Below are 26,673 nucleotides of genomic sequence, written 5' to 3' on the forward strand. Positions count from 1 at the left end.
AGAACACCAATAAACCCTTTGGCTAAATTCCAATATGATTAATTATTATTTAGAGTAAAGTTCAACGATAAATTGTTCGTTGATTTGTTCTGGAATTTGAATTCTAGCAGGAACAGAAACATAAGTTCCTTCCATAGTAGATGTATTCCAAGTAATCCATTCGTAAACATTACTAGAATTAGCTAATGAATTTTGAATAGCTTCTAATGATTTAGATTTTTCTCTAACACCAACAACATCACCGGCTTTTAATTGGTATGAAGGTATATTTACCTTTTGACCGTTTACTGTAATGTGTCTGTGAGAAACTAATTGTCTTGCACCACTTCTTGTAGGAGAGATTCCCATTCTGAAAACAACGTTATCTAAACGCGATTCACATAATTGTAATAAAACCTCACCAGTAATACCTTGAGCTGCAGTTGCTCTTTTAAACATATTTCTGAATTGACGCTCTAAGATACCATAAGTATATTTCGCTTTTTGCTTCTCCATTAACTGGATAGCATATTCAGATTTTTTTCCTCGACGACGGTTATTTCCGTGCTGTCCAGGAGGATAATTTCTTTTTTCGAAAGCTTTATCGTCTCCGAAGATAGCTTGACCAAATTTTCGAGCTATTTTAGTTTTAGGACCAGTATATCTTGCCATTTTTAATTGTTTTTAAGAGTGATTAATGAATTAAGGTCTTAATCTTATCCTTCAAAAATCGTTGATCTCTTTATGATACTTGTTAATTATTTTTTTCAGTTTGCAAATTTACGTATAAAAAAACTAATATCAACTGTCTAAAACAATTGATATTAATCTCTTAATTCGTAAAATTATACACGACGTCTTTTTGGTGGGCGACAACCATTGTGTGGTAATGGAGTAACATCAATAATTTCTGATACTTCAATACCTGCATTGTGTATAGATCTGATAGCAGATTCTCTACCATTACCAGGACCTTTTACATAAGCTTTTACTTTCTTTAATCCAGCTTCTTTAGCTACACCTGCAGCATCTTCTGCAGCTAACTGTGCAGCGTAAGGTGTATTCTTTTTAGAACCTCTAAAACCCATTTTACCTGCTGATGACCAAGAAATAACGTCACCTTTTTTATTTGTTAAAGAAATGATGATGTTATTAAAAGATGCTGTGATATGAGCTTCTCCAATTGCATCAACAATTACTTTACGCTTTTTAGTACTTGACTTTGCCATATTATTTTTTAGTTTTTAGTATTAGTAATAGTCGCTAGAATCCTAAACCGTTAAATTTCAAACAGATTCTTTCCAACGTCTAAAGACTAAAGACTATTTATTATTTAGTTACTTTTTTCTTGTTAGCAACCGTTTTTCTTCTACCTTTTCTTGTACGAGAGTTGTTTTTAGTACGTTGTCCTCTTAATGGAAGACCTGCTCTATGACGAATACCTCTGTAACATCCAATATCCATTAATCGCTTAATGTTCATTTGTGTTTCAGAACGTAACTCACCTTCGATTTTGAATGTACCAACAGCCTCACGAATCGCTCCGATTTCGTCATCAGTCCAATCTTCTACTTTAGTGCTTTCGTCAACTTTAGCAGTGGCTAAAATTTCTTTTGCTCTACTTCTACCTACTCCGTAGATATAAGTTAAAGAGATTACTCCTCTTTTTTGTTTTGGTATGTCTACACCTGCAATTCTTGCCATAATTACCCTTGTCTTTGTTTGAATCTAGGATTCTTTTTGTTAATGACGTAAAGTCTACCTTTTCTGCGCACTAATTTACAATCTGCGCTTCTTTTCTTTACTGATGCTCTTACTTTCATCTTGTGTTTCTATTTACAACTATTGTAAGATGGAACCATACGGTTTCATCGTATTAGTATCTATAAGTTATGCGAGCCTTAGTTAAATCGTAAGGACTCATTTCTAATTTTACCTTATCACCTGGTAATAGTTTTATATAATGCATACGCATTTTACCAGAGATATGTGCCGTCACAATGTGACCATTTTCTAATTCTACACGAAACATAGCATTTGATAATGCTTCTATAATTGTCCCGTCTTGTTCTATTGCTGCTTGTTTTGCCATAAATAATTTTTAGTATTTAATCTTCAATTAGCAAATATCTTGCCTAAATTTCATAGATTAAATTCTCTAAATTAGTTTTAAATTATGAGGTAACAGATTTTCTGTTTTTACCCGTTTTCATCAAGCCATCATAATGCTTATTTAATAAATAAGAATTGATCTGCTGCATTGTATCAATAGCCACACCAACCATAATTAATAATGATGTACCACCAAAAAATAGTGCCCAACCCGCTTGAACATTCATTAACTTCACAATGAATGCAGGAAAAATTGCAATCAATGCTAAGAAAATAGAACCTGGCAAGGTTATTTGAGACATTATCTTATCTAAATATTCAGAGGTTTCTGACCCTGGACGTATACCTGGAATAAATCCACCACTACGTTTTAAATCATCTGCCATTTTATTTGTTGGTACGGTAATCGCTGTATAAAAATACGTGAATATAATAATCAGTAAAGCAAATACTAAATTGTACCAAAATCCAAATATATTATTTCCAAATTCAGCCTGCATCCAAATACCAGCAGTTGTATCTTTTAACCAAGATGATTCACCAATAAGACCAGGAACAAACATAATAGCTTGTGCAAAGATAATTGGCATAACACCTGAAGCATTAAGCTTTAAAGGTAAGAACTGACGTGATCCAAACACATTCTTTTCATACCCACCTGAAGCAGTTCTTCTAGCATATTGCACAGCAATTTTTCTTACTGCCATTACCAAAAATACAGACGCTAATATAATTAAGAACCAGACTACTAATTCAATTAATATCATCATAAATCCACCATTACCACCTTCTAATCTGGATGCTGAGTTTAAAACAAATGACTGAGGTAATGTAGCAATAATACCAACCATAATTAATAATGAAATTCCATTACCAATACCTTTATCTGTGATTTTTTCACCTAACCACATGGCGAACACACAACCAGTTACCAAAATAACTACTGAAGAAAAATAAAATATATTTTCATTAAACCCTGGTAATAATAAAGCACTCATTGAAGTTGCCCCAGATAATCCTGGTACACTTGCCAAATAACCAGGCGCTTGAACCAAACATATACCTATAGTTAACCAACGTGTAATTTGAGTAATCTTCTTTTGACCACTAGCACCTTCTTTCTGAAGCTTCTGTAAATAAGGAATCGCAATACCCATTAACTGTACAACAATAGAAGCAGATATATAAGGCATAATACCCAGTGCAAATACTGATGCATTAGCAAACGCACCACCAGTAAAAGCATTTAACAAACCTAAAATTCCTTGTGCCGTTCCATCTTGTAGACCACCCAATGCATCAATATTGATTCCAGGTAAAGGTACCTGAGCACCAAAACGATAAACCAATAATAAACCTAGGGTTAGAATAATTCTATCCTTTAGTTCTGTGATTTTCCAAACGTTCTTTAATGTTTCTATTATCTTCATCCTTAAATCTAAATCTTATAAAGTTACAGCTTCACCACCAGCAGCTTCAATAGCAGCTTTTGCAGTAGCAGTAAATTTATGAGCAGTTACTGTTAATTTTGCTTTTAATTCACCTCTACCTAAGATTTTAACCAGATCATTTTTTCCAGCTTTTCCTAATGACATTAATGTTTCAAAATCAACACTACCTTTTATTTTTTTCTCATCTACTAACTGTTGTAAAGTATCAAGATTAATACCTTGATATTCCACACGGTTAATATTTGTAAACCCAAACTTAGGAACACGTCTTTGTAAAGGCATTTGCCCACCTTCAAATCCTAATTTCTTAGAATAACCAGAACGCGACTTCGCACCTTTATGTCCACGTGTTGCAGTACCACCTTTACCAGATCCTTGACCACGACCAATACGTTTACCTTGATTTTTTACTGAACCTTCTGCAGGTTTTAAATTACTTAAATCCATTTAAGTTATATTTTTAAGCTTCTTCTACAGAAACTAAATGTTCAACTTTCTTAACCATACCAAGGATATTTGGTGTGGCGTCATGCTCTACAACTTGTCCAATTTTTTTTAAACCTAAAGCTAATAATGTTAGCTTTTGCCTCTTTGTACGGTTGATTGCACTTTTAACTTTTTTTACTTTGATTTTTGCCATCTTGTCCTATCGATTATCCGTTAAATACTTTTTCAAGTGAAATTCCACGCTCTCTAGCCACAGATTTAGCATCTCTTAATTGTAATAAAGCATCGAATGTTGCTTTGACTACATTATGAGGGTTAGATGAACCTTGAGACTTAGATAATACATCATGTACACCTACTGCTTCAAGAACAGTTCTAACAGCTCCACCAGCAATAACTCCTGTACCAGGTGCAGCTGGGATTATGTTAACTCTAGCTCCACCAAATTTACCTTTTTGCTCGTGAGGTAATGTTCCTTTGATAATTGGAATTCTTACCAAGTTCTTCTTAGCATCTTCTACAGCTTTAGCAATAGCAGTAGCTACATCTTTAGATTTTCCTAAACCGTGTCCTACAACTCCTTCTTCGTCACCTACAACAACAATAGCAGAAAAACCAAATGCTCTACCACCTTTTGTTACTTTAGTTACACGCTGTACACCAACTAAGCGATCTTTTAATTCTAATCCGCCTGGTTTAACAAGCTCTGCGTTTTTATATTTTTGATACATAATGTCTTAAAATTTAAGTCCTGCTTCTCTAGCACCTTCTGCTAATGATTTTACTCTTCCATGATATAAATAACCACCTCTATCAAAAGAAATAGTTTCAACACCAGCTTTCATCGCTTTTTCTGCAACAGATTTACCAACTAAAGCAGCAACTTCTGTTTTATTACCTTTAGACTTTGCAATGTCTTTATCTCTTGAAGATGCAGCAGCTAAAGTTTTACCAGATACATCATCTACGACTTGAGCATAAATTTCTTTATTACTTCTAAAAACAGCTAATCTTGGTCTTGCTTCAGTACCAGATACTACCTTACGGATTCTGCTTTTAATTCTTGTTCTTCTTTCGTTCTTTGTCAATGCCATAACTTAATTATTAAGCTGATTTACCTGCTTTTCTTCTAATTTCTTCACCAACAAACTTGATACCTTTTCCTTTGTAAGGTTCTGGTTTTCTAAAGCCACGTATTTTTGCAGCTACTTGTCCTACCAATTGTTTGTCGAAAGACGTTAATTTAACTATTGGATTTTTACCTTTTTCAGAAATTGTCTCAACTTTTACTTCTGGAGCAATATCCAAAACAATGTTATGAGAAAATCCTACGGCTAAATCTAATTTTTGTCCTTGATTTGATGCTCTGTAACCTACACCAACTAATTCTAGTTCTTTGGTCCAGCCTTTAGAAACACCTTCTATCATATTAAAAATCAATGATCTGTACAGACCATGTTTTGCTCTTAAATCTTTCTTATCTGAAGCGCGCTCTAATGTAATAGTATCACCTTCATGCTTTATAGTAATCTCTGAATACTCTTGAGTCAATTCACCTAATTTACCTTTAGCGGTAATCATGTTATCCTTAATCTCAAGTGTTACACCTTCAGGAACTGTTATTGGATTTTTACCTATTCTTGACATAATTTCCTGTTTTTAGTAAACGTAACATAATACTTCGCCACCAACGTTTTCTCTTTGCGCTTGCTTACCTGTCATCACTCCGTGAGACGTAGATACAATTGCAACACCTAAACCATTTAAGATTCTTGGCATTTCGTTAGAACTAGCATACTTACGTAAACCTGGTTTACTGATTCTTTGAATTTTTTTGATTACAGACTCTTTAGTGTCTTTGTTATATTTCAAAGCAATTTTAATCGTACCTTGAACTGAAGAGTCATCAAACTTGTAACTTAAAATATATCCTTGGTTGAATAATATCTTAGTTATCTCTTTTTTTAAGTTAGATGCAGGAATTTCAACCACTCTGTGATTTGCCTTAACTGCATTTCTAACTCGCGTTAAATAATCCGCTATTGGATCTGTATACATATTTATTAATTTGCGGTAACGGTTTTTGACATTATTGTCAAACCTGAAACCAATTTATAATTTTACTGGATAATCGAGATTTACCAACTTGCTTTTTTAACACCAGGTATTAAACCTTGGTTAGCCATTTCTCTAAACATTACACGAGAAATTCCAAATTGTCTCATATAACCTTTTGGTCTTCCTGTAAGTTTACAACGGTTGTGCTGACGTATTGGTGAAGCATTTTTTGGTAACTTTTGTAATGCTTCATAATCTCCAGCTTCTTTTAAAGCCTTACGTTTTTCAGCATATTTAGCCACCATTTTTGCACGCTTTACCTCACGAGCTTTCATTGATTCTTTAGCCATAATTAATTCTTATTAAAAGGTAATCCTAATTCTGTTAAAAGAGACTTTGCTTCCTTATCTGTATCAGCAGAAGTCACAAATGTAATATCCATTCCTGAAATTTTATTGATTTTATCAATATCTATTTCTGGAAAAATGATCTGTTCTACAACACCTAAGTTATAATTTCCACGTCCATCAAAACCAGTAGCTTTGATACCGTTAAAGTCTCTAACTCGTGGTAAAGCCGAAGTTACCAAACGATCTAAGAATTCATACATTTGCTCCCCTCTCAAAGTTACTTTGGCACCAATTGGCATCCCTTTACGTAACTTAAATGAAGCAACATCTTTCTTAGACATTGTATGTATAGCTTTCTGTCCAGATATTTTTGTAAGTTCTTCTACTGCGTGATCGATCAATTTCTTATCCGCAACAGCAGCACCAACACCCTTAGATATTACTATCTTTTTAAGTTTAGGTACTTGCATTACATTTTTATATCCAAATTCTTCCGTAAGAGCAGGAATTACTTTGTCCTTGTACTCTTGTTTTAATCTTGCAACGTAAGCCATAATTAAATTACTTCATTAGATTTTTTAGAAAATCTCACTTTATTATCGCCATCCATTCTATAACCTACTCTTGTTGCTTCTCCTTTTGAAGTTAACAACGATAAGTTTGAAATATGAATTGATGCTTCTTTCTCTACAATTCCACCTTGAGGGCTTTGTGCACTTGGTTTAGTATGTTTCTTAACCATGTTTACACCTTCAACGATGGCTTTGTTCTTATCTGTTAATACTTTAAGTACTTTACCTTCTGAACCTTTATGGTCACCAGCAATTACTTGTACTGTATCTCCTGATTTTATTTTAAGCTTTGTCATCTTATTTATCAATTAAAGCACTTCTGGTGCTAATGATACAATTTTCATGAATTGTTTATCACGAAGTTCTCTAGCTACAGGACCAAAAACACGTGTTCCTCTCATTTCCCCTGTAGGATTTAATAGTACACATGCGTTGTCGTCAAATCTAATGTAAGATCCATCTGGACGTCTTACTTCTTTAGCTGTACGTACAACAACTGCTGTTGAAACAGCACCTTTCTTAATACTTCCATTTGGAGTAGCATCTTTAACAGACACAACAATTTTATCTCCTACAGAAGCGTACCTTCTTTTTGTTCCACCTAATACACGGATAGTTAAAACTTCCTTTGCACCAGTGTTATCAGCTACTTTTAATCTTGATTCTTGTTGTACCATAATTACTTCGCTCTTTCAATTATTTCTACTAATCTCCAACATTTAGATTTACTCAAAGGTCTTGTTTCCATGATCTTTACAGTATCTCCTTCGTTGCAGTCGTTTGTCTCATCGTGTGCGACATATTTCTTAGTCTTCAACACGAACTTTCCATACATAGGGTGTTTTACTTTTTTAACTTCAGCAACTACAATAGACTTCTCCATTTTGTTACTCGTTACGATCCCTATACGTTCTTTTCTTAAGTTTCTTTTTTCCATCTTTCAGCAGAATACAATTATTGTACTTCTCTATTGGTTAATTCTGTTGCCACTCTAGCTACTGTGCGACGCGCAACTCGTAACTGAATTGGATTTTCTAAAGGAGATATAGTGTGAGCCATTTTTAGGTCTGTATAACTCTTTTTAGTCTCACTAAGTTTCTCTTGTAACTCAGCTGTTGAAAGCTGTTTAATTTCTGATTGCTTCATAATATCTTTTTATTAAGCTTCGTAATCTCTAGCTATGATAAACTTAGTCTTCACTGGAAGTTTCTGTGCTGCTAAACGCAAAGCTTCTTGCGCTACGTCTAATGGCACGCCACTGATTTCAAATAACATACGTCCTGGTTTTACAACAGCTGCCCAATATTCAACGGCTCCTTTACCTTTACCCATACGTACTTCAAGAGGTTTCTTTGTGATAGGTTTGTCTGGAAATATCTTAATCCATAACGATCCTTCTCTTTTCATGTAACGAGTAGCGGCAATACGCGCTGCTTCTATTTGACGTGCAGTTATAAAAGACGAGTCTAATGATTTAATACCGAAGGTACCATTTGATAACAAATGACCTCTTCCAGCATTACCTTTCATACGACCTTTCTGCTGCTTACGAAATTTTGTTCTTTTAGGCTGTAACATTTTTTCTTTTCTTTAAAGAATTACTTTCTACGACGAGATTGGTTCTTATTTCCACCACGTCCACCTTTACCTTTTTGCTTAGATAGACCAACTAATGGAGAAAGCTCTCTTTTTCCATATACTTCGCCTTTCATAATCCAAACTTTGATACCCAATCTACCATAAGTAGTATGTGCTTCAACTAGAGCATAATCAATATCAGCTCTAAAAGTAGATAAAGGAATACGTCCTTCTTTATAGTGTTCTGAACGTGCCATTTCAGCACCATTCAAACGACCACTAATCTGAATTTTGATTCCCTCAGCATTCATACGTATTGCTGCTGCGATTGCCATTTTTATTGCACGTCTGTATGAAATTCGGCTTTCAATTTGACGAGCAACACTCGCTGCAACAAGGTATGCGTCTAGTTCAGGTCTTTTAATTTCAAAGATGTTCAATTGAACTTCCTTACCAGTAATCTTTTTAAGCTCTTCTTTTAACTTATCTACCTCTTGACCACCTTTACCGATAATAATACCAGGTCTAGCAGTAGTGATAGTAACGGTTACAAGTTTAAGTGTACGCTCAATAATTACTCTACTTACACTAGCTTTAGATAAACGTGCATGGATATACTTTCGGATTTTATCATCCTCAGCAAGTTTGTCACCATAATCGTTTCCTCCGTACCAGTTAGATTCCCATCCTCTGATAATTCCTAAGCGATTTCCGATTGGATTTGTCTTTTGTCCCATATCTCTATCTTAGCTTTGTGTTTTATTTAATGCATCTACAACCACAGTAACGTGATTAGATCTTTTTCTAATTCTATGTGCTCTACCTTGTGGAGCTGGACGCAATCTTTTTAACATAGATCCGCCATCTACTCTAATTTCTTTAATATAAAGCTTTGCTTCTTCAACGTCTGCATCTTCGTTTTTTGCTTGCCAGTTTGCTATTGCAGACATAACTAATTTCTCTAAACGACGAGACGCTTCCTTAGGGCTAAATCTAAGAATCTGAAGCGCTTTATCTGCCTTTTGACCTCTTACTAAATCCGCTACTAAACGCATTTTTCTTGGAGATGTAGGACAGTTATTTAGCTTAGCAAAAGCAACTTGCTTTTTCTCAGCCTTAATAGCTTCCGCCATTTGTTTTTTACGACTTCCCATGATTCTTATTTTTTACCTTTATTCTTAGCACCTGCATGACCTCTAAACGATCGTGTTGGTGAAAATTCTCCTAATTTATGACCTACCATATTCTCAGTAACATATACTGGAACAAATTGACGACCATTGTGAACAGCTATTGTCTGCCCTACAAAATCTGGAGAAATCATTGATGCTCTAGACCAAGTTTTGATAACCGTCTTTTTGTTTGAAGCTACATTTTCTGCAACTTTCTTTTCCAATTTATAATGGATATAAGGTCCTTTTTTTAATGAACGTGCCATACTATCTTAATTATTTCTTTCTACGTTCTACAATATACTTATTACTCGCTTTCGTCTTAGAACGTGTTCTGTAACCTTTAGCAGGAATACCGTTTCTAGATCTTGGATGACCACCTGAAGATTTTCCTTCACCACCACCCATTGGGTGATCGACTGGATTCATTACTACTGGCCTAACTCTTGGACGTCTTCCTAACCATCTGCTTCTACCTGCTTTACCAGACACTAACAATTGATGATCTGAATTAGATACAACTCCAATGGTTGCCAAACAAGTTGACAAAATCAGTCTTGTTTCGCCGGAAGGTAGCTTAACTGTAGCAAACTTACCATCTCTTGCCATTAATTGAGCAAATGCACCTGCACTACGCGCCATAACAGCACCTTGACCAGGACGTAACTCAATACAAGAAATGATTGTACCTAAAGGTATTTCGCTAAGTGGCATTGCATTTCCAATTTCTGGAGCGATACCAGTTTCACCAGACACTATATTTTGACCTACTTGCAAACCATTCTGAGCGATAACATAACGTTTCTCACCATCTTGGTAATTAAGTAAAGCAATAAATGCTGTTCTGTTTGGATCGTACTCAATTGACTTAACTTCAGCTGGAATACCTGCTTTGTTACGTTTGAAATCGATAATACGATACCTTTTCTTATGACCACCACCTAACTGGCGCATAGTCATTTTTCCTTGACTGTTTCTACCACCAGATCTTTTTTTCGGAGCAAGCAAGCTTTTCTCCGGCTTATCAGTAGTGATGGCGTCAAATCCATTTACTACTCTAAATCGCTGAGCTGATGTGATTGGTTTTAATTTTCTTACTGACATAAGTCTAATTACATGTTAGCGTATAAATCTATTGTTTCACCTTCCGCCAGTTGTACAATTGCTTTTTTAACAGCATTTGTTTTACCATGTTGAACACCCGTTTTTGTAAAACGAGTTCTTCTTTCTGGACGGACATTTATCGTACGAACTTTTTCAACAGAAACTCCATAAGCAGCTTCAACCGCTTTTTTGATTTCTACCTTGTTCGCCTTTGTATTCACTTCAAATGCATATGCATTTAACAACTCACTTTGCATGGTTGCCTTTTCTGTGATTATAGGTTTTATTAAGATACTCATCTGTTCTATTTACTTAAATTCGATTCAATTCCTTCTAAAGCACCTTCTAATAGAATAACTTTATTAGCATTCATTATTTTATAAGTGCTTAATTCTGAGGCTGTTACAACTTCAGAGTCTTTAAAATTGCGTGATGACAAATATACATTATTATTTAAGCCACCCAACACAATAAGAGATTTTTTGTTTTCAACCTCTAGGGCCTTTAAAACATTGACAAAATTTTTGGTTTTTGGAGCCTCAAAATTGAAGTCTTCTAATACCATTATTGACTTATCATTTGCCTTAATGCTTAATGCAGATTTACGTGCTAATCGCTTTACGTTTTTATTTAATTTAAAACCGTAATTTCTTGGTCTAGGACCAAACATACGACCACCACCTCTAAATACACCAGACTTAATACTACCTGCTCTTGCAGTACCAGTACCTTTTTGTTTTTTAATCTTACGTGTACTTCCGGTAATTTCTGCTCTTTCTTTTGCCTTATGCGTTCCTTGTCTTTGATTTGCTAAGTATTGCTTAACATCTAAATAGACTGCATGATTATTAGGCTCTATAGCGAATACGTCTTTAGAAAGCTCAGCTTTTCTACCCGTATCTTTTCCGTTTATATCTAAAACTGCTACCTTCATTACTTCTCAATGATTACATAAGAATTCTTGTGACCAGGAACACATCCTTTTACCACTAGTAAGTTCTTTTCTGGAACTACTTTGTAAACTCTTAAATTTTGAACTTTAACTGTTTCACCACCCATTCTTCCGGCCATCTTCATTCCTTTGAATACTCTCGCAGGATAAGAAGCTGCACCAATTGAACCTGGAGCTCTTAAACGGTTATGTTGACCGTGTGTTGCTTGACCTACACCAGCAAATCCATGACGCTTTACAACACCTTGAAAACCTTTACCTTTTGACGTTCCTGCAACATCCACAAATTCACCTTCGATGAATTGCTCTACTGTGATTGAATCACCTAATTTGTACTCCGCATCAAAACCTTTGAATTCAACAACTTTGCGTTTTACAGAAGTACCCGCTTTTTTAGCATGACCAATGTCAGCTTTAGTAGCGCTTTTTTCTGTCGCGTCATCGAAACCTAATTGAAGTGCATTATAACCATCCACTTCTTCAGTTCTGACTTGGGTAACGATACATGGTCCAGCTTCGATTACTGTACATGGAATATTCTTTCCATTTTCATCGAAAATGCTGGTCATACCGATTTTTTTTCCAATTAACCCAGACATATTTATTATTTATTAATTATTATTCGTTATTTAAAATTCAAGGCTGAAAATACGTTTCAGCCTTGAATTGTATTTTTTACCGTTTTTCCTTCGCTCGCAGCTCTGGACATGTCTTTGAGCAATACGCTCAATTACTAATTACACCTTAATCTCTACTTCAACTCCACTCGGCAATTCAAGCTTCATTAACGCATCAATAGTTTTAGAAGATGAAGAGTAAATATCTAATAATCTCTTGTAAGAGCTTAATTGAAATTGTTCTCTAGACTTCTTATTAACGTGAGGTGAACGTAACACAGTGAAAATTTTCTTGTGAGTTGGTAATGGAATTGGACCCGTTACTACAGCACCCGTACTTTTTACTGTTTTTACAATCTTATCAGCAGACTTGTCAACTAAATTATGATCGTAAGACTTTAATTTTATTCTAATTTTCTGACTCATTTTCTTTTAGTTTTAAGCTTCTACGCCTTTAGCCGCTTTGATTACTTCTTCTGATATGTTTGATGGAGTTTCAGCATAATGTGAAAATTCCATTGTTGATGTTGCTCTACCTGAAGATAATGTTCTTAATGTTGTAACATATCCAAACATTTCAGATAAAGGTACAGTCGCTTTGACAGTTTTTGCACCAGCTCTATCTCCCATGTCACTTACTTGTCCTCTTCTTCTATTTAAATCACCAACGATATCACCCATATTCTCTTCTGGTGTAATTACTTCCAATTTCATAATTGGCTCCATAATTACAGCTTTAGCAGCTTTAGCAGAATTCTTAAAACCTAACTTTGCGGCTAATTCGAAAGATAATTGATCTGAATCAACATCATGATAAGACCCATCCTTTAAAGTGACTTTCATAGCATCAACTTCGTATCCTGCAAGAGGACCGTTTTGCATAGCCATTTTAAATCCTTTTTCAATTGAAGGGATAAATTCCTTAGGAACATTACCACCTTTAATTATAGATTCAAACTGCAATCCTACTTGACCTTCATCAGCAGGTTCTATAGTAAATACAATATCAGCAAACTTACCGCGACCACCAGATTGTTTTTTGTAAACTTCTCTATGATCAGCAGGTTGTGTAATTGCTTCTTTATATTCTACTTGTGGTTGACCTTGGTTAACCTCAACTTTAAATTCTCTTTTAAGTCGATCTACAATTACATCTAAGTGCAACTCACCCATTCCAGAAATAATAGTCTGACCTGAAGCTTCGTCTGAACGCACAGTAAATGTTGGATCTTCTTCAGCTAATTTAGCTAAGCCCATACCTAATTTATCTACATCTGCTTTAGTCTTAGGCTCAACTGCGATACCAATTACTGGATCAGGAAAATCCATAGATTCTAAAACTATAGGATGTTTTTCAGATGTTAATGTATCTCCCGTTTTGATAGATTTAAATCCAACAGCAGCTCCGATATCACCAGCTTCGATAAAATCAATTGCATTTTGCTTGTTAGCATGCATTTGGTAGATACGAGAAATACGTTCTTTTTTACCAGAACGATTATTTAATACGTAAGAACCTGCATCTAAACGACCAGAATATGCTCTAAAGAATGCTAAACGACCAACGAAAGGATCCGTAGCAATTTTAAATGCTAAAGCAGCAAATGGCTCATTAACACTTGGCTTACGAATTTCTTCTTGCTCTGTATCTGGATTCATACCAACGATACCTTCCTTATCCACTGGAGAAGGCAAGTAACGACATACAGCGTCTAATAAGAATTGTACACCTTTATTTTTAAAAGCTGAACCACAGATCATAGGAATGATTGCCATATCCATAACAGCAGCTCTAAGTGCAGCGTGCACTTCGTCTTCTGTAATTGAATCTTCATCTTCCATGAACTTCTCAAGTAAGTTCTCATCGTAGCTAGCTACTTCTTCAATTAATAAAGCTCTATATTTTCTAGCTTCCTCCTTAAGCTCTTCTGGAATCTCAATAACATCAAAAGTTGCCCCTTGCGTTTCATCATGCCAAACAATAGCTCTGTTCTTAACTAAATCTATAATACCTTTAAAATCTATCTCATCACCAATGTTTAAAACGATTGGTACTGCGTTAGATTTCAACATGTCTTTAACTTGTTGACAAACTCCCAAAAAGTTAGATCCTTGACGGTCCATTTTATTAACGAAACCAATTCTTGGAACTTTATAGTTGTCAGCTAGCCTCCAGTTAGTTTCAGATTGTGGCTCAACACCATCAACTGCACTAAATAAGAAAACTAATCCATCTAATACACGTAATGAACGGTTTACTTCAACCGTAAAATCTACGTGACCAGGAGTATCAATAATATTAAAATGGTACCCTTTAGTATCTGGAGTTGGCTTTCCATTTTCAATTGGAAACTCCCATGTACAAGTTGTAGCAGCAGAAGTAATTGTAATACCTCTTTCTTGCTCTTGCTCCATCCAGTCCATTGTTGCAGCACCATCATGTACTTCACCAATTTTGTGAGAAACACCTGTATAATAAAGAATACGTTCTGTAGTTGTAGTTTTTCCAGCATCAATATGTGCTGCAATACCTATATTTCTTGTGAATTTTAAATCTCTTGCCATTTCTAATTAAAATCTAAAGTGAGAGAATGCTTTGTTTGCTTCTGCCATTTTGTGAGTATCAACTCTTTTCTTAACAGCTGCACCTTCTTCTTTAGCAGCAGCTAATACTTCTGAAGCTAAACGTTGTGCCATAGATTTTTCGTTTCTTTTACGAGAATAGCTAATTAACCATTTCATCGCAGTTGAAACTTTACGATCCGGACGAATCTGCATTGGAATTTGGAATGTTGCACCACCAACACGACGACTACGTACTTCTACGTGAGGCATCACATTAGACAAAGCGTCTTTCCAAACTTCTAAAGCTGTTTTTTCTTCGTCATTCTTTTTCTCCTCAACAATATCAATTGCATCGTAGAATACTTTAAAAGCCACAGACTTCTTACCATCCCACATCATCATGTTAACAAAACGTGTTACTAACTGATCGTTAAACTTTGGATCTGGTAAAAGCGGTCTCTTTTTTGCTGCTCTTTTTCTCATGTCTTCTTCTTAAAGTTTTAAATTACTTTTTAGGGCGTTTTGCACCATACTTAGATCTACGTTGTGTTCTTCCAGATACACCTGCTGTATCTAAAGCACCACGAACGATGTGATATCTAACTCCTGGCAAATCTTTTACCCTTCCACCTCTAACCAATACTATCGAGTGCTCCTGTAGATTATGACCCTCTCCACCAATGTATGCATTAACCTCGTTTCCGTTTGTTAAACGAACCCTTGCCACCTTACGCATTGCTGAGTTAGGTTTTTTAGGTGTTGTTGTATAAACACGAGTACATACACCACGTCTCTGAGGACACGAATCTAAAGCAGCCGATTTACTCTTCTTGGTTATTTTGGCTCTTCCTTTTCGTACTAATTGTGAAATTGTTGGCATATATTTCTATATAAAATTTTATTAACCCTCACTTTTGAGGGCTGCAAAGGTAGGAATTAATATTAATTATTCAAATAGATGAGAATTTATTTTTTAAAGAAATTTTATGATTCATTTTATACATATATATAATGGTCTATTTTTACGTTACATTATATCTATGTTCCAATTTTTATTAATGACCAAATTGCGTTTTTTTTCTTTATCTCTTTTACTACTAGTTTATTCTAATGAGCTAATAGCGCAATCGATTAATTTAGAACTTAAAGCTGAAACTGAATCAAAAACAAAAACTATAGACTCTGTAGGTTATAAATATAATTTTGATAATTATAAAAGTCTTGAAGTAGAATTACAGTCATTAAAAAAGAAACTGACAAGACGTGGCTATATTGATGCTTTCATTGAAAATATTAACAAAAAAAACGATACCGTTTTTACAGCTAAATTTTTCCTTGGAAAAAAAGTAAAATCTATAAGGATATATTATGACTCAAGTTTTAAAACTAAATTCTTAAATCTAATTGACCATACAACTGGAAATGGTTTTTTTGAGCTTGAAATAAATCAGCTTGAAAATTCTCTAGACAAATTGAACTCTTTAATAGCAGAGCAAGGTGATCCATTTTCTACATTACAATTAATAAACATTTCGAAATTGAATTCCGATTTAATTTCAGCAGAATTAAAAATTGTAAACAATCAAAAACGACGCATTGATAAAATAATAGTTAAAGGCTATGAAAAATTTCCGCAATCTTTTGTAAAAAGATTTCTCAAATTAAGAACTGGAAAATCTTTTAACTTAAATGACATAAAAGAGAAAGTTGAATTATTAGAAGATTTGCGTTTTGCAAGCAAAATTAAAGATCCTGAGGTTCTTTTTACAAAAGACTCTACTACACTATATATATATGTAGAAAAAATAAGAACTAATAACTTTGATGGTTTTCTTGGTTTTGGTACTAACGAAAACACTAATAAAATTGAATTTGACGGTTACTTAGATTTAAGACTAATCAATAACCTCAATTTTGGTGAGACTTTAAATCTATTTTATAAAAGCGACGAAATAGATCAACAAACATTTTTAGTGGATGCTGATTTACCTTATTTGTTTGGCTCTCCTATTGGGCTTCAAATCGGTCTTAAAATTTTTAGAAAGGATTCAACTTTTTTAAATGCCAATCAGTATGCGAAATTAAATTATCAAATAAATGCGCAACATAGAATTGGTTTTGGAATTTCTTCGACTAATTCAACAAATTTGCTTGAAAATGACACCGCTACTTTAAATGATTATAAATCTAATTATTACACTGTAAATTATAATTACAGTAAGCCTCAATTTTACGACCCTTTGTTTCCAATTAATTTTTGGTTCGATTTATCATCTGGTTTTGGTGATAGAGATAATAACTTTGGGAAACAAAACCAAAATGTATTTAATTTAGATACTTATAAAATATTCAACCTTAATAATAAGAATAGTATATACACTAGACTTAATGGTGCAGTATTAACTTCTGATGATTACTTGGATAATGAGTTGTTTCGTTTTGGTGGCATCAATTCCATTCGTGGGTTTGAAGAGAATAGTTTAGTGGCTAACCTATATGGACTAATTAACACTGAATATCGTTACCGTTTAAGTAATAGCATATATGTACATTCGGTTATTGATGCAGCTTATTTTGAAAATCAACTTACAAATAGCAAAGAAAAACTTTTTGGATTTGGATTTGGTTTAGGGTTGCTAACCAATGCTGGATTATTTCGTCTGAATTACTCTAGTGGAAAGACAGAAAACAGACAATTTAAATTATCTGATTCTAAAGTTCATGTGAGTTTAACAGCTACTTTTTAATAAATGTAAATTAATATGGTAAATTTGCGGTGCTATAAAAAAGAAAGGCTTCTATGGTTAGAAAATTACTTTTTATTCTATTACTAGTAATCAACTTTACTCATTCTCAAAACACTGTTGGTACAACGGGAATATCTCAAGGTTTTTTTGAAGGTTTCACTTTATTTACTACATCTACTGAGACTTATCTTATCAATAATTGTGGTGAATTAATAAATCAATGGTCTAGTAGTTTCCCACCTGGAAATGCTGTTTATTTGTTAGAGAATGGCAGTATTTTAAGAGCTGGCAGAACTTCTAGTTCTGATATCACATTTGGAGGACAAGGTGGAGTTATAGAAATTTATGATTGGGATGGTAACCTAACTTGGCAATATTTTTATGATACACCAATGATGAGACAACATCATGATATATTTCCAATGCCAAATGGAAATGTTCTCATTTTAGCAGCTACAAGAATGACAAACGCTGAGGCTATTCAGGCTGGTCGAAACCCTAGTTTACTAACGGAAACTGATCTATACAATGAGCAAATCATTGAAGTGACACCTGTTGGAGCTAGTAATGCTACTATTGTATGGGAATGGAACATAAAGGATCATCTTGTTCAAAATTTTGATGCTACAAAGGATAACTTTGGAGATGTAAGTTTAAGCCCAGAAAAATTAGATATCAATTTTTTAAACGGTGGAAATGGTGGTTCTAACTGGCTTCATTTTAATTCTATTCAGTTCAATCCTGTTTTGGACCAAATTGTTATAAGCTCAAGGAATTTGAGTGAAATTTACATTATAGATCATTCTACGACATCTGGAGAAGCCGCAACAAATTCTGGAGGAATATATGGCAAAGGCGGTGACTTTTTATACCGTTGGGGAAATCCTCAATCTTATAATCAAGGTGGCGAAACAGATAGAAAACTATATGGACAACACTACCCTTATGTTATTGAAACTGGCTTTGTAGATGAAGGTAAAATAATATTGTTTAATAACGGTAATGGCAGAAGCCCTATGTTTTCTGAAGTTTATATACTTAATCCACAAACAGATAGTCCCGGAGTTTATTCATATACAACTGATACTGCTTACGGCCCTACAGCTCCCGATTATACATATGAAGATCCTTTATCACCTATTGAATTTTTCTCAGCAATTTTAAGTAGTGCACAACGTCTTCCGAATGGAAATACTTTAATTTGTGAAGGAATTAATGGTCGGTTTTTTGAAATCACACCGAACGAAGATATTGTTTGGGAATATGTAAGCCCAGTACGATCTGACAACGGAGGAATATTAACTCAAGGTGATGACCCTTCTACTTTTTCTAATACTACATTTAGAGGTATCAAATATGCGCCTGATTATGCTGCATTTACAGGACGCGATTTAACACCAGGCACACCAATTGAATTGAATCCAGATTTAACGCCTTGTAATAATTTGAGTGTTATAGATTTTAATCAGATGGCAATAAATTTATATCCAAATCCAACCAAGAGCAGAATTCATATCAACTCAAATGTGACAATAGACAAAATTGAAGTTTATAATGTATTAGGGACTAAAGTAAATGAGTTTTACACAAAAACTATAGATTTATTAGAACAACCTAATGGAATATACTTCTTGAGAATTCATTCAGAATCTCGAATATTCAGTGAAAAAGTAGTAAAAAATTAAATTAAGTTGATAGAATATATTTAATAAACCATCTAATAATCAGGATGGTTTATTTATACCTTTACACCATGAAAAATGAAACTACAATTTTTGGAATAAGAGCTATTATAGAGGCTATTAAATCTGGAGAAACCATAGACAAAGTTTTTGTTCAAAAAGGGCTGCGAGGTGAATTATTTCAAGAACTTGAGCAATTGTTGCGTACTGAAGGCATAAACTTTTCTTATGTGCCAATTGAAAAGCTAAACCGATTAACTAGAGGTAACCACCAAGGTGCAGTAGCACAGATTTCACCTATTGAATTTCATAATATAGATGATTTAGTATTGCAAGTCATTGAGTCTGGCAAAACACCTTTATTTTTACTTCTTGATCAACTAAGCGATGTTAGAAATTTTGGAGCCATTGTCCGTACCGCAGAATGCACTGGAGTAAATGGAATCATCATTCAGAAAAAAGGTGGAGCTCCAATAAATGGTGACACAATAAAAACAAGTGCTGGAGCCATTTTTAAAATACCAATTTGCAAAGTAGATCATATAAAAGATGCAGTTTTTCACATGCAGTCCTCAGGAATAAAGGTAATAGCAGCTACAGAAAAAGCTGATGACTTTTTATATAATGTATCTTTTAAAGAACCATGCGCTATAATTATGGGCTCAGAGGGCAGAGGTATTAATCCTTCGGTTTTAAAAGTGGTGGACGACCAAGCTAAGCTTCCTATTTTAGGTGAAATAGAATCTTTAAATGTTTCCGTGGCTTGTGGTGCTTTTTTGTATGAAGTTGTTAGACAACGTAGTTAGTCTTCTCTTTCCCTAAAAATATATTTAATTTTTGTGGTATTTTTTAATTCAGATTCTAGTTCAATTTCAACATCCACTTCTGGTTCTGGTTCAAACTCAATAAAGTTTCCATTTTCATCAAAATGGCGCATAAATAGATCATCCTCTTCATCGTAATCTGATTGTTCCCATTTATAGCGTTCTGGTTTGGCCACCTGTTTTCTAAATATTAAAGCAAAGACAAGTCCTGTAATCAACCCACTTAAATGTCCTTCCCAAGACATGCCTGCTTTTATAGGAAACACATACCAAATCATACTTCCGTATAAGAATATTACAATTAAAGATAAGGCAATTAGCCTATAATGTTTTGCAAAAATACCTTTAAAAAAAACAAAGCTTACCAGCACATATATCAATCCACTTGCACCAATATGATTACCATTACTAGCAATTAACCAAGTCAAAAATCCTGATATAAGAATACCATACAAAATAACTTTCCAAGCGATTTTTTTATAGAAATAAAACAGCGCTAAAGACAAGACAAAAAGAGGTATTGAATTATTGTAAATATGACCTATATCTCCATGCAAAAATGGACTTGTAAAAATTCCCAGTAAACCTTCAAGCTTTTGTGGTCTTATTCCAAACGCCTTAATACTATAATCTATACGCACTTGATACCAAAATACCAACCAAATTGAGAATAGAATCATCAAAGGATATAAGATGACGTTATTGGAATATTTGAATTGCTCTGATGACATATTGTAAATTTAATAAGCTTTCTTCAAATTTACAGCCAAAAGTTAATTGTATGAAATATTGTCAGAAGTGTTTCTTTTATCCTCTAAATTATCAACCACATTTTGTAATTTTGAAATATGAATACTCCGTTAGCTGAAAGACTTCGTCCAAAAACATTAAATGACTACTTAAGTCAACAACATTTGGTGGGAAAAGATGGTATGCTCTACCAGCAAATTAAAAGTGGAGTTATTCCTTCTCTTATACTTTGGGGACCACCAGGCATTGGTAAAACAACGTTAGCCAATGTAATTGCCAATGAATCTGAGCGCCCATTTTTTAAACTCAGTGCTATTAACTCTGGTGTAAAAGATATTAGAGAAGTAATTGATAAAGCTAAGAAAAGTGGTGGATTATTTACGGCAAAAAACCCCATTTTGTTTATTGATGAAATTCATCGTTTTAGCAAATCACAGCAAGATTCACTTTTAGAAGCTGTGGAGAAAGGTTGGGTAACTTTGATTGGTGCAACTACTGAAAATCCCAGTTTCGAAGTTATTTCCGCATTATTATCTAGATGCCAAGTTTACACCTTAAATGCTTTCAGCAAAGCTGATTTAGAAGCACTATTACAACGTGCTTTGAAGGAAGATGAAAAGATTTCAAAATTAAATATTGAATTAAAAGAAACTGAGGCCTTATTGAGATTATCTGGTGGAGATGCAAGAAAATTGCTTAATATTTTTGAATTACTTGTTACGGCTTTCGAAGAAGAGCCTATCATTATTACTAACGATTTAGTAATGAAACAGGTACAAAATAAAGCGGCACGATACGATAAAACTGGCGAGCAACACTACGATATTATTTCGGCTTTTATAAAATCGATTCGTGGAAGTGATCCAAATGCTGCTGTTTACTATTTAGCTCGTATGATTGAAGGTGGAGAAGATGTAAAATTTATTGCCAGGCGTCTTTTAATTTTAGCTAGTGAAGATGTTGGTAATGCTAACCCAACAGCTTTGGTGATTGCAAATAATACATTTCAGGCGGTTTCTGTAATTGGTAATCCTGAATCTAGGATTATTCTAAGCCAATGTGCCACCTATTTAGCGAGTTCTCCTAAAAGCAATGCAGCTTACGAAGCCATAAACAAGGCTCAACAATTAGTAAAAGAAACAGGTGATTTGTCTGTTCCGCTTTCCATTAGAAATGCCCCAACCAAACTGATGAAAGAATTAGGATATGGTGACCAATATAAATACGCTCATAGCTATAAAAATAACTTTGCCGAACAAGAGTTCCTTCCTGAGGATATAAAGAATATCAAACTTTATGAACCTGGAAGTAACGCTAGAGAACAAGCACAGCGTAATTATTTAAAATCACTTTGGAAAGAAAAATATGGATATTAAAATATAATACTTAAAAATTTTCTTGACATAACATCACCATCATTTTCTGAATACACCCATTTACCATTTTCCTTGAATACTATAGCGTCTTTTCCTTTGACAATAAAGACATTTTCTGCTGCTGTACTCAGCAATATCATAACATCTTTATTACTCTGATCTACTATTTGATAACCATTATCAATTGTTGTAGCCAATAAAAGGTTCTCTTTTTCCTTAATTACTGGTTGTTTTTCTGATTTAGTACTAGGAGTTTCAATTTTGTTCTCGGACTCAATAATCTCTTCTGGTTTTGACTCAACAATTTCTTCTACTTTCTTCAACTCCTTAGCTTTCTCTGTCGTTTTAGATTCATCTTTTAAAATCGGATGGTACTTATAATTTAGTGTTTCGATAGATTTAAAAGCACTCCTTAAGGCAATCTGATGTCTTTTTTCATGATTATTCTCGCCAGATTGACCTACATCAGATTTAAAAATTAGCTCACCTTTACAATCCCTTAGCGTGATTTCAAGTCTTGTTTTTCTAAATCCTCCGTCTACATTTTTAACATCAACATATAAAGCCATACATCTATCCTTAAATAAATCTTCTGGAAACTCTTGCTTTTCAAAATAAACATCAAATTTACTTTTCTTAAATAAAAATTTGGTCAGTGTGTTTAATCTATAAACATCTTGTCCTTTCAAAAAATCGTATTGTAAGGGCACAACTACGTATTTATAGTTATTTAAATCTGTTTGACATTCAGCTTTAAACGCGAAGCAAAACAAAATACTAAGTATTATTAAATTTCTCATCATCTAATATTTTCCTTTTGAATTAAAACTTTATATCAAGTTCTTTTCTAATTTTCTTGTTATCGTTATGCTCATAGTAAATCCACAAATCACCTTCCTTATAGACAATTGCATTCTTATCTTTAACTATAAAAACATCTTTAGCACTAGTATTAAATAAAATCATAATTACTTTAGGCTCTGAATCCACTAATTGATAGCCATCCACTATTATCTGAGCGTAATAAAGTCCTTTACTATCTTCTTTAATATTTATTTTTTTTACTTCTTGCTTTTTGTCTTTCACTTTAGTTTCAACTTCTGGCTCTTTTACCTCTTCAACTTTAGGTTCTTCTATTTTATCTTTTACTCCAGAGACTTCAACAGAATCTTTCATTGGTGCATATTCATAATCTAAATTCTGAAACGTCACAAAAGCATCTCTCAAAGCTTCATTATAGGCTTTGTCATATTCTTTCAATCGAGACTCACCAATTTGTGAGATCATAATTACTGAACCAAAGCAATCTTTGAGTTTAAATTCTAACTTCGTTTTAAACATACCGCCTTTTTGTTTAAAAATTTCAGATGTCAGTGCCAAACACCTGTCTTTTTGTAAATCTTCGGGTAAATCATCATCAACAAAGTAGGCTTCAAAACCATATTTATTGAATAAAAATTTAGTCAATGAATTCAATTGATATTCATCTTCGCTATTTGAAAAATCAAATTTCTTAGGTACAATAATATACTTGTAATTATGAATATCTTTTTGGGCAGTTGCACAAAAACTTACAATAAGGAATAAAACTGTAAATATTATTTTTTTCAACATGTCTTTTAATTAAAGATGGTTTACAATAGCTCTTAAATTAGTAATTCTTTTATAATTATGGTCGTTGTGGACGTCTTTATAATCAAAATGAATGGTGTCCATACCTATCTTATGAGCTCCTTCAATATCCGCTTCTACACTATCGCCTATCATTATGCTTTCACTAGTCTTTGCATTTGCAATATGTAGTGCATGATTAAAAATTTTTGGATTTGGCTTTTTTACTCCAACCATTTCAGAATTAGTAATAGTTTTAAAATAATTTCTAATATTTGAAGACCTCATTTTACGTTCTTGAGCTTCCTCAAATCCATTTGTAATAATATGTAAATGGTATTTATCTTTAAGATAGTCTAAAATTTCAAAAGTACCTTCAAACAAATGATTGAAGCTAGTTAGATGTTCAATATATTCCTCAGATAAATGATTAATCATATCATCTTCAATAGCAATATTTATAGCATCAAACGCTTCTTTCAACCTCCCATATCTCAAAGCTGATTTTGTGACTTTTTCCTCTCTATACAATTTCCAATAGTTAAGATTTATAGGCTCATAAACTTCTAAGAAATCGTCAAGATTTGTATTTATATTATTGATTTTGAAAATTTTATCGAAAGTTAATCCTGAATTTTTATCAAAATCCCAAAGGGTATGATCTAAATCAAAAAACACATGTTTTATTGTGTAACTCATTCCGCTGATTCTAAAATTAAATTAAAAAGAGATCTAAAGCCCCTCCAGTTACTTAAATCACTGAAAGTATAATTGTGAAATACTGGTGTAAAAGTTCCGTTAACTGCTTTTACTTCATCAATTAGTTTTTGTAAATGTTCTGTTTTATCTAATTCTGATTGGTATTTCAAAAGTGCAAAATCCAAACAATGATAAGGGTTAATCTGCAACGGTGTTTGCACTTCGTAATCTAGGTCATAAAACTGAAAAGGTGTACAAGTGCCTGCTCTAAAACCAAGCGTATCTATATAACCCATTGTAAAATCTTGATTGATTTCTAATTCAACTAAATTTCTGTAAGAGGTTGGTAAATTCAACTTAGAAAACGAATGCCTAATTGCTTTTAAATCTGTATTTATTATAGATTCCATTTTAAGCTTTTCTTTCTTCAAAATTGACACATCATCCAAAGCAAAATAGGAAGCCTTTATTCCAACATTACAATAATCTGCAATTGATTTTATAAGTGAAACGAATTCCTTTTTATTTGTGTTTACATTTTTATCGTAAGTAGAATAATCTCCAATTAAAAATAATACTACAAACTTAAAGTTGCATTGTTTTTGCTTGGTTATAATCCACTTAAATGTATCGTAAGGATCGCGTTTAAAACCCATAAGCACTGAATAGCGCTGATAAAGTTGCTTTAATTTAAAACGCACTAAATCGTTGAGAGTACCTCCAACGGTTCTTAAGAGTCCTTTTTTTCTGAAATAGAAAGCCGTAGGCACGTCTACCACTGGTTGAATCTGGTACTGTCGCTTTGTAAATTGAAACTTAGGAAAGCGTTCTTGTAAAACATCACGGAGTTTATAAGACCAAATGTCTATGACTGGTTGATTTAAAAATCGATGGTTATAGGCTAAACTTTCTGTCGCCATAAACCTACCAAAACTATCATTTACATGAGGCAAATACTCTTCATAACGACTTAGTAAATAAAATGATGACGCAAAAATATCAAAAGGTAAATGACTGCGTTCTCCGGTCGCAAAAAAACCTTTTGTATTATCCCATTGATGAACATTAATATCTAAATCTGACAAGCCTTGTTCAAACAATAACTCGTTACTTCTTACAAATAACTCATTGCTCAAAGGTTGTTTTGTATATGACATTTTAAGGCTATCGTGTGCAATAAAATCTTCTATTTTAGAAGTAAAACTAACTTCTAAACCGAGGATACGTTTGCAAATATGCTTAAACGTATAGGTTAAACGTGGTGTGATTTTATGCGTGTAAACTAGTAGCATTATAATATTTCTTCGTCTGCGAAACTAAAATACGCTTTATGAGTAACAATGAGGTGGTCTAGTACTTTTATATCTAAACTTTTCGCAGCAGTTTTTAACTTTTGAGTAATGTCTTTATCCGCCTGACTTGGTTTTAACGTGCCCGAAGGGTGATTATGACACAGAATCAAAGCTGTAGCTCCAACCTCTAAAGCATTCTTAAGTACCAAACGTACATCAACTAAAGTACCTGTAATTCCACCTTTACTCAATTGGCTTTTATGAATCACTTTATTTGAATTGTTGAGATATAGAATCCAAAATTCTTCATGAGGTAAATCTCCTAAGATGGGTTGCATAATATCAAAAACTGAACGACTAGATGTTATTTTTTCTAATTGACGTGCATCTTCGATTCGTCTTCTTCGCCCTAATTCTAATGCAGCAGCTATCGTAATTGCTTTGGCTTCGCCAATACCCTTAAAAGTCATTAATTGCTGAATGGACAATTTACCTAAGGCATTTAGATTGTTTTCTACACTCGCAAAAATACGTTTACACAAGGCAACCGCACTCTCTTCTCTATTACCAGATCCTATCAAAATTGCGATGAGTTCAGCATCGCTCAAAGCAGTTCTGCCTTTATCTCGCAACTTTTCTCTTGGCTGGTCGTCTTGCGACCAGTTTTTAATCGAAAATGAAGTCGGTTTTTCTGACATGCGTTAAAGATAAAAAATTGTAAATTTAAGCATCTAA

The 26,673-nt window shown here is 33.7% G+C and carries 40 protein-coding genes; 4 read left to right on the forward strand and 36 right to left on the reverse strand.

What is annotated here, in order from left to right; genetic code table 11:
• Window positions 1-45: 45 nt before the first annotated feature.
• The 30 genes from rpsD to rpsL form a co-directional block, all read right to left on the reverse strand.
• Complete coding sequence (gene rpsD, locus Q0822_RS15745) at window positions 46-651, reverse strand: 30S ribosomal protein S4 (protein WP_299125460.1); 606 nt, start codon at window positions 649-651, stop codon at window positions 46-48.
• A 173-nt stretch (window positions 652-824) separates the two neighbouring features.
• Window positions 825-1,208: a 30S ribosomal protein S11 gene (gene rpsK / locus Q0822_RS15750; RefSeq protein WP_299125463.1), complete on the reverse strand. Its 384-nt coding sequence runs from the start codon at window positions 1,206-1,208 to the stop codon at window positions 825-827.
• A 100-nt stretch (window positions 1,209-1,308) separates the two neighbouring features.
• Complete coding sequence (rpsM, locus tag Q0822_RS15755; protein ID WP_299125466.1) at window positions 1,309-1,683, reverse strand: 30S ribosomal protein S13; 375 nt, start codon at window positions 1,681-1,683, stop codon at window positions 1,309-1,311.
• 2 nt (window positions 1,684-1,685) lie between these two features.
• A complete protein-coding gene (gene ykgO, locus Q0822_RS15760) occupies window positions 1,686-1,802 on the reverse strand; it encodes a type B 50S ribosomal protein L36 (protein ID WP_008269159.1) in 117 nt (38 codons plus the stop codon).
• 53 nt (window positions 1,803-1,855) lie between these two features.
• Window positions 1,856-2,071, reverse strand: a complete 216-nt coding sequence (gene infA / locus Q0822_RS15765) for a translation initiation factor IF-1 (protein WP_007094967.1) — start codon at window positions 2,069-2,071, stop codon at window positions 1,856-1,858.
• An 82-nt stretch (window positions 2,072-2,153) separates the two neighbouring features.
• Complete coding sequence (secY, locus tag Q0822_RS15770) at window positions 2,154-3,521, reverse strand: preprotein translocase subunit SecY (RefSeq protein WP_299125468.1); 1,368 nt, start codon at window positions 3,519-3,521, stop codon at window positions 2,154-2,156.
• Window positions 3,522-3,536: 15 nt separating this feature from the next.
• Window positions 3,537-3,989: a 50S ribosomal protein L15 gene (gene rplO, locus Q0822_RS15775; RefSeq protein ID WP_299125471.1), complete on the reverse strand. Its 453-nt coding sequence runs from the start codon at window positions 3,987-3,989 to the stop codon at window positions 3,537-3,539.
• Between the two features lie 13 nt (window positions 3,990-4,002).
• The gene (gene rpmD, locus Q0822_RS15780; protein WP_008269164.1) at window positions 4,003-4,182 is read right to left on the reverse strand and encodes a 50S ribosomal protein L30; all 180 of its coding nucleotides are present in this window, start codon (window positions 4,180-4,182) and stop codon (window positions 4,003-4,005) included.
• 13 nt (window positions 4,183-4,195) lie between these two features.
• Window positions 4,196-4,720, reverse strand: a complete 525-nt coding sequence (gene rpsE, locus Q0822_RS15785; protein ID WP_299125474.1) for a 30S ribosomal protein S5 — start codon at window positions 4,718-4,720, stop codon at window positions 4,196-4,198.
• Window positions 4,721-4,726: 6 nt separating this feature from the next.
• Window positions 4,727-5,083 (reverse strand): 50S ribosomal protein L18, encoded by a 357-nt coding sequence (gene rplR / locus Q0822_RS15790; protein ID WP_299125476.1) that lies wholly within the window; start codon window positions 5,081-5,083, stop codon window positions 4,727-4,729.
• A 10-nt stretch (window positions 5,084-5,093) separates the two neighbouring features.
• Entirely contained in the window at window positions 5,094-5,636 is a 543-nt protein-coding gene (rplF, locus tag Q0822_RS15795) for a 50S ribosomal protein L6 (protein ID WP_299125479.1), read from the reverse strand.
• Window positions 5,637-5,648: 12 nt separating this feature from the next.
• Complete coding sequence (gene rpsH / locus Q0822_RS15800) at window positions 5,649-6,047, reverse strand: 30S ribosomal protein S8 (protein ID WP_299125481.1); 399 nt, start codon at window positions 6,045-6,047, stop codon at window positions 5,649-5,651.
• An 80-nt stretch (window positions 6,048-6,127) separates the two neighbouring features.
• Complete coding sequence (rpsN, locus tag Q0822_RS15805) at window positions 6,128-6,397, reverse strand: 30S ribosomal protein S14 (RefSeq protein ID WP_132702467.1); 270 nt, start codon at window positions 6,395-6,397, stop codon at window positions 6,128-6,130.
• A 2-nt stretch (window positions 6,398-6,399) separates the two neighbouring features.
• Window positions 6,400-6,951 (reverse strand): 50S ribosomal protein L5, encoded by a 552-nt coding sequence (gene rplE, locus Q0822_RS15810; protein ID WP_299125484.1) that lies wholly within the window; start codon window positions 6,949-6,951, stop codon window positions 6,400-6,402.
• Between the two features lie 2 nt (window positions 6,952-6,953).
• A complete protein-coding gene (rplX, locus tag Q0822_RS15815; protein ID WP_299125486.1) occupies window positions 6,954-7,265 on the reverse strand; it encodes a 50S ribosomal protein L24 in 312 nt (103 codons plus the stop codon).
• Window positions 7,266-7,277: 12 nt separating this feature from the next.
• On the reverse strand, window positions 7,278-7,646 hold the full coding sequence (gene rplN / locus Q0822_RS15820; RefSeq protein ID WP_299125488.1) for a 50S ribosomal protein L14: 369 nt from the start codon (window positions 7,644-7,646) through the stop codon (window positions 7,278-7,280).
• A 2-nt stretch (window positions 7,647-7,648) separates the two neighbouring features.
• Window positions 7,649-7,906: a 30S ribosomal protein S17 gene (gene rpsQ, locus Q0822_RS15825; RefSeq protein ID WP_092469501.1), complete on the reverse strand. Its 258-nt coding sequence runs from the start codon at window positions 7,904-7,906 to the stop codon at window positions 7,649-7,651.
• Window positions 7,907-7,923: 17 nt separating this feature from the next.
• Window positions 7,924-8,115, reverse strand: coding sequence for a 50S ribosomal protein L29 (rpmC, locus tag Q0822_RS15830; RefSeq protein WP_299125490.1), 192 nt, complete (start codon window positions 8,113-8,115; stop codon window positions 7,924-7,926).
• 12 nt (window positions 8,116-8,127) lie between these two features.
• Entirely contained in the window at window positions 8,128-8,547 is a 420-nt protein-coding gene (rplP, locus tag Q0822_RS15835; protein WP_299125493.1) for a 50S ribosomal protein L16, read from the reverse strand.
• A gap of 20 nt (window positions 8,548-8,567) precedes the next feature.
• A complete protein-coding gene (gene rpsC, locus Q0822_RS15840; RefSeq protein ID WP_299125496.1) occupies window positions 8,568-9,284 on the reverse strand; it encodes a 30S ribosomal protein S3 in 717 nt (238 codons plus the stop codon).
• 9 nt (window positions 9,285-9,293) lie between these two features.
• Window positions 9,294-9,701, reverse strand: coding sequence for a 50S ribosomal protein L22 (gene rplV, locus Q0822_RS15845; protein ID WP_299125499.1), 408 nt, complete (start codon window positions 9,699-9,701; stop codon window positions 9,294-9,296).
• 5 nt (window positions 9,702-9,706) lie between these two features.
• The gene (rpsS, locus tag Q0822_RS15850; protein ID WP_008269180.1) at window positions 9,707-9,985 is read right to left on the reverse strand and encodes a 30S ribosomal protein S19; all 279 of its coding nucleotides are present in this window, start codon (window positions 9,983-9,985) and stop codon (window positions 9,707-9,709) included.
• 10 nt (window positions 9,986-9,995) lie between these two features.
• Window positions 9,996-10,823 (reverse strand): 50S ribosomal protein L2, encoded by an 828-nt coding sequence (rplB, locus tag Q0822_RS15855; protein ID WP_299125501.1) that lies wholly within the window; start codon window positions 10,821-10,823, stop codon window positions 9,996-9,998.
• Window positions 10,824-10,831: 8 nt separating this feature from the next.
• Window positions 10,832-11,122, reverse strand: a complete 291-nt coding sequence (gene rplW, locus Q0822_RS15860) for a 50S ribosomal protein L23 (protein ID WP_008269182.1) — start codon at window positions 11,120-11,122, stop codon at window positions 10,832-10,834.
• Window positions 11,123-11,127: 5 nt separating this feature from the next.
• Window positions 11,128-11,757, reverse strand: coding sequence for a 50S ribosomal protein L4 (gene rplD, locus Q0822_RS15865; RefSeq protein ID WP_299125505.1), 630 nt, complete (start codon window positions 11,755-11,757; stop codon window positions 11,128-11,130).
• Window positions 11,757-12,374 (reverse strand): 50S ribosomal protein L3, encoded by a 618-nt coding sequence (rplC, locus tag Q0822_RS15870; protein WP_299125508.1) that lies wholly within the window; start codon window positions 12,372-12,374, stop codon window positions 11,757-11,759. Before rplC ends, rplD begins: the two co-directional genes overlap by 1 nt.
• A gap of 138 nt (window positions 12,375-12,512) precedes the next feature.
• Complete coding sequence (rpsJ, locus tag Q0822_RS15875) at window positions 12,513-12,818, reverse strand: 30S ribosomal protein S10 (RefSeq protein ID WP_007650482.1); 306 nt, start codon at window positions 12,816-12,818, stop codon at window positions 12,513-12,515.
• Between the two features lie 12 nt (window positions 12,819-12,830).
• A complete protein-coding gene (gene fusA, locus Q0822_RS15880; RefSeq protein ID WP_299125511.1) occupies window positions 12,831-14,957 on the reverse strand; it encodes an elongation factor G in 2,127 nt (708 codons plus the stop codon).
• A 6-nt stretch (window positions 14,958-14,963) separates the two neighbouring features.
• Window positions 14,964-15,440, reverse strand: a complete 477-nt coding sequence (rpsG, locus tag Q0822_RS15885; RefSeq protein WP_045469020.1) for a 30S ribosomal protein S7 — start codon at window positions 15,438-15,440, stop codon at window positions 14,964-14,966.
• 22 nt (window positions 15,441-15,462) lie between these two features.
• On the reverse strand, window positions 15,463-15,837 hold the full coding sequence (rpsL, locus tag Q0822_RS15890; RefSeq protein WP_019386263.1) for a 30S ribosomal protein S12: 375 nt from the start codon (window positions 15,835-15,837) through the stop codon (window positions 15,463-15,465).
• 178 nt (window positions 15,838-16,015) lie between these two features.
• On the opposite strand from rpsL, the gene Q0822_RS15895 reads away from it, so the two are divergent.
• The 3 genes from Q0822_RS15895 to rlmB all read left to right on the forward strand — a co-directional run bounded on the left by Q0822_RS15895 (window position 16,016) and on the right by rlmB (window position 20,192).
• On the forward strand, window positions 16,016-17,704 hold the full coding sequence (locus Q0822_RS15895; protein WP_299125519.1) for a POTRA domain-containing protein: 1,689 nt from the start codon (window positions 16,016-16,018) through the stop codon (window positions 17,702-17,704).
• A 53-nt stretch (window positions 17,705-17,757) separates the two neighbouring features.
• Complete coding sequence (locus Q0822_RS15900; protein ID WP_299125522.1) at window positions 17,758-19,389, forward strand: aryl-sulfate sulfotransferase; 1,632 nt, start codon at window positions 17,758-17,760, stop codon at window positions 19,387-19,389.
• 68 nt (window positions 19,390-19,457) lie between these two features.
• A complete protein-coding gene (gene rlmB, locus Q0822_RS15905) occupies window positions 19,458-20,192 on the forward strand; it encodes a 23S rRNA (guanosine(2251)-2'-O)-methyltransferase RlmB (RefSeq protein ID WP_299125525.1) in 735 nt (244 codons plus the stop codon).
• Here the strand turns inward: rlmB and Q0822_RS15910 are convergent.
• Window positions 20,189-20,941, reverse strand: coding sequence for a rhomboid family intramembrane serine protease (locus Q0822_RS15910; protein WP_299125528.1), 753 nt, complete (start codon window positions 20,939-20,941; stop codon window positions 20,189-20,191). The two genes, rlmB and Q0822_RS15910, sit on opposite strands and share 4 nt — an antisense overlap.
• Window positions 20,942-21,058: 117 nt before the next feature.
• On the opposite strand from Q0822_RS15910, the gene Q0822_RS15915 reads away from it, so the two are divergent.
• Window positions 21,059-22,336, forward strand: coding sequence for a replication-associated recombination protein A (locus Q0822_RS15915; protein ID WP_299125530.1), 1,278 nt, complete (start codon window positions 21,059-21,061; stop codon window positions 22,334-22,336).
• Here the strand turns inward: Q0822_RS15915 and Q0822_RS15920 are convergent.
• From Q0822_RS15920 to radC, 5 genes are read right to left on the reverse strand one after another with little or no spacing between them, the layout of a single operon-like run.
• Window positions 22,333-23,136 (reverse strand): hypothetical protein, encoded by an 804-nt coding sequence (locus Q0822_RS15920; RefSeq protein WP_299125533.1) that lies wholly within the window; start codon window positions 23,134-23,136, stop codon window positions 22,333-22,335. The two genes, Q0822_RS15915 and Q0822_RS15920, sit on opposite strands and share 4 nt — an antisense overlap.
• Window positions 23,137-23,158: 22 nt before the next feature.
• Window positions 23,159-23,950: a hypothetical protein gene (locus tag Q0822_RS15925; RefSeq protein WP_299125534.1), complete on the reverse strand. Its 792-nt coding sequence runs from the start codon at window positions 23,948-23,950 to the stop codon at window positions 23,159-23,161.
• 9 nt (window positions 23,951-23,959) lie between these two features.
• On the reverse strand, window positions 23,960-24,646 hold the full coding sequence (locus Q0822_RS15930) for a YjjG family noncanonical pyrimidine nucleotidase (RefSeq protein ID WP_299125536.1): 687 nt from the start codon (window positions 24,644-24,646) through the stop codon (window positions 23,960-23,962).
• Window positions 24,643-25,938 (reverse strand): polysaccharide deacetylase family protein, encoded by a 1,296-nt coding sequence (locus tag Q0822_RS15935; protein ID WP_299125538.1) that lies wholly within the window; start codon window positions 25,936-25,938, stop codon window positions 24,643-24,645. Before Q0822_RS15935 ends, Q0822_RS15930 begins: the two co-directional genes overlap by 4 nt.
• Window positions 25,938-26,636 carry a DNA repair protein RadC gene (radC, locus tag Q0822_RS15940; RefSeq protein ID WP_299125540.1) on the reverse strand — a complete coding sequence of 233 codons (699 nt, stop codon included), beginning with the start codon at window positions 26,634-26,636 and terminating at the stop codon, window positions 25,938-25,940. Before radC ends, Q0822_RS15935 begins: the two co-directional genes overlap by 1 nt.
• Window positions 26,637-26,673: the final 37 nt, after the last annotated feature.

It is taken from the genome of uncultured Winogradskyella sp. (assembly GCF_947496485.1).
Lineage (GTDB): Bacteria > Bacteroidota > Bacteroidia > Flavobacteriales > Flavobacteriaceae > Winogradskyella.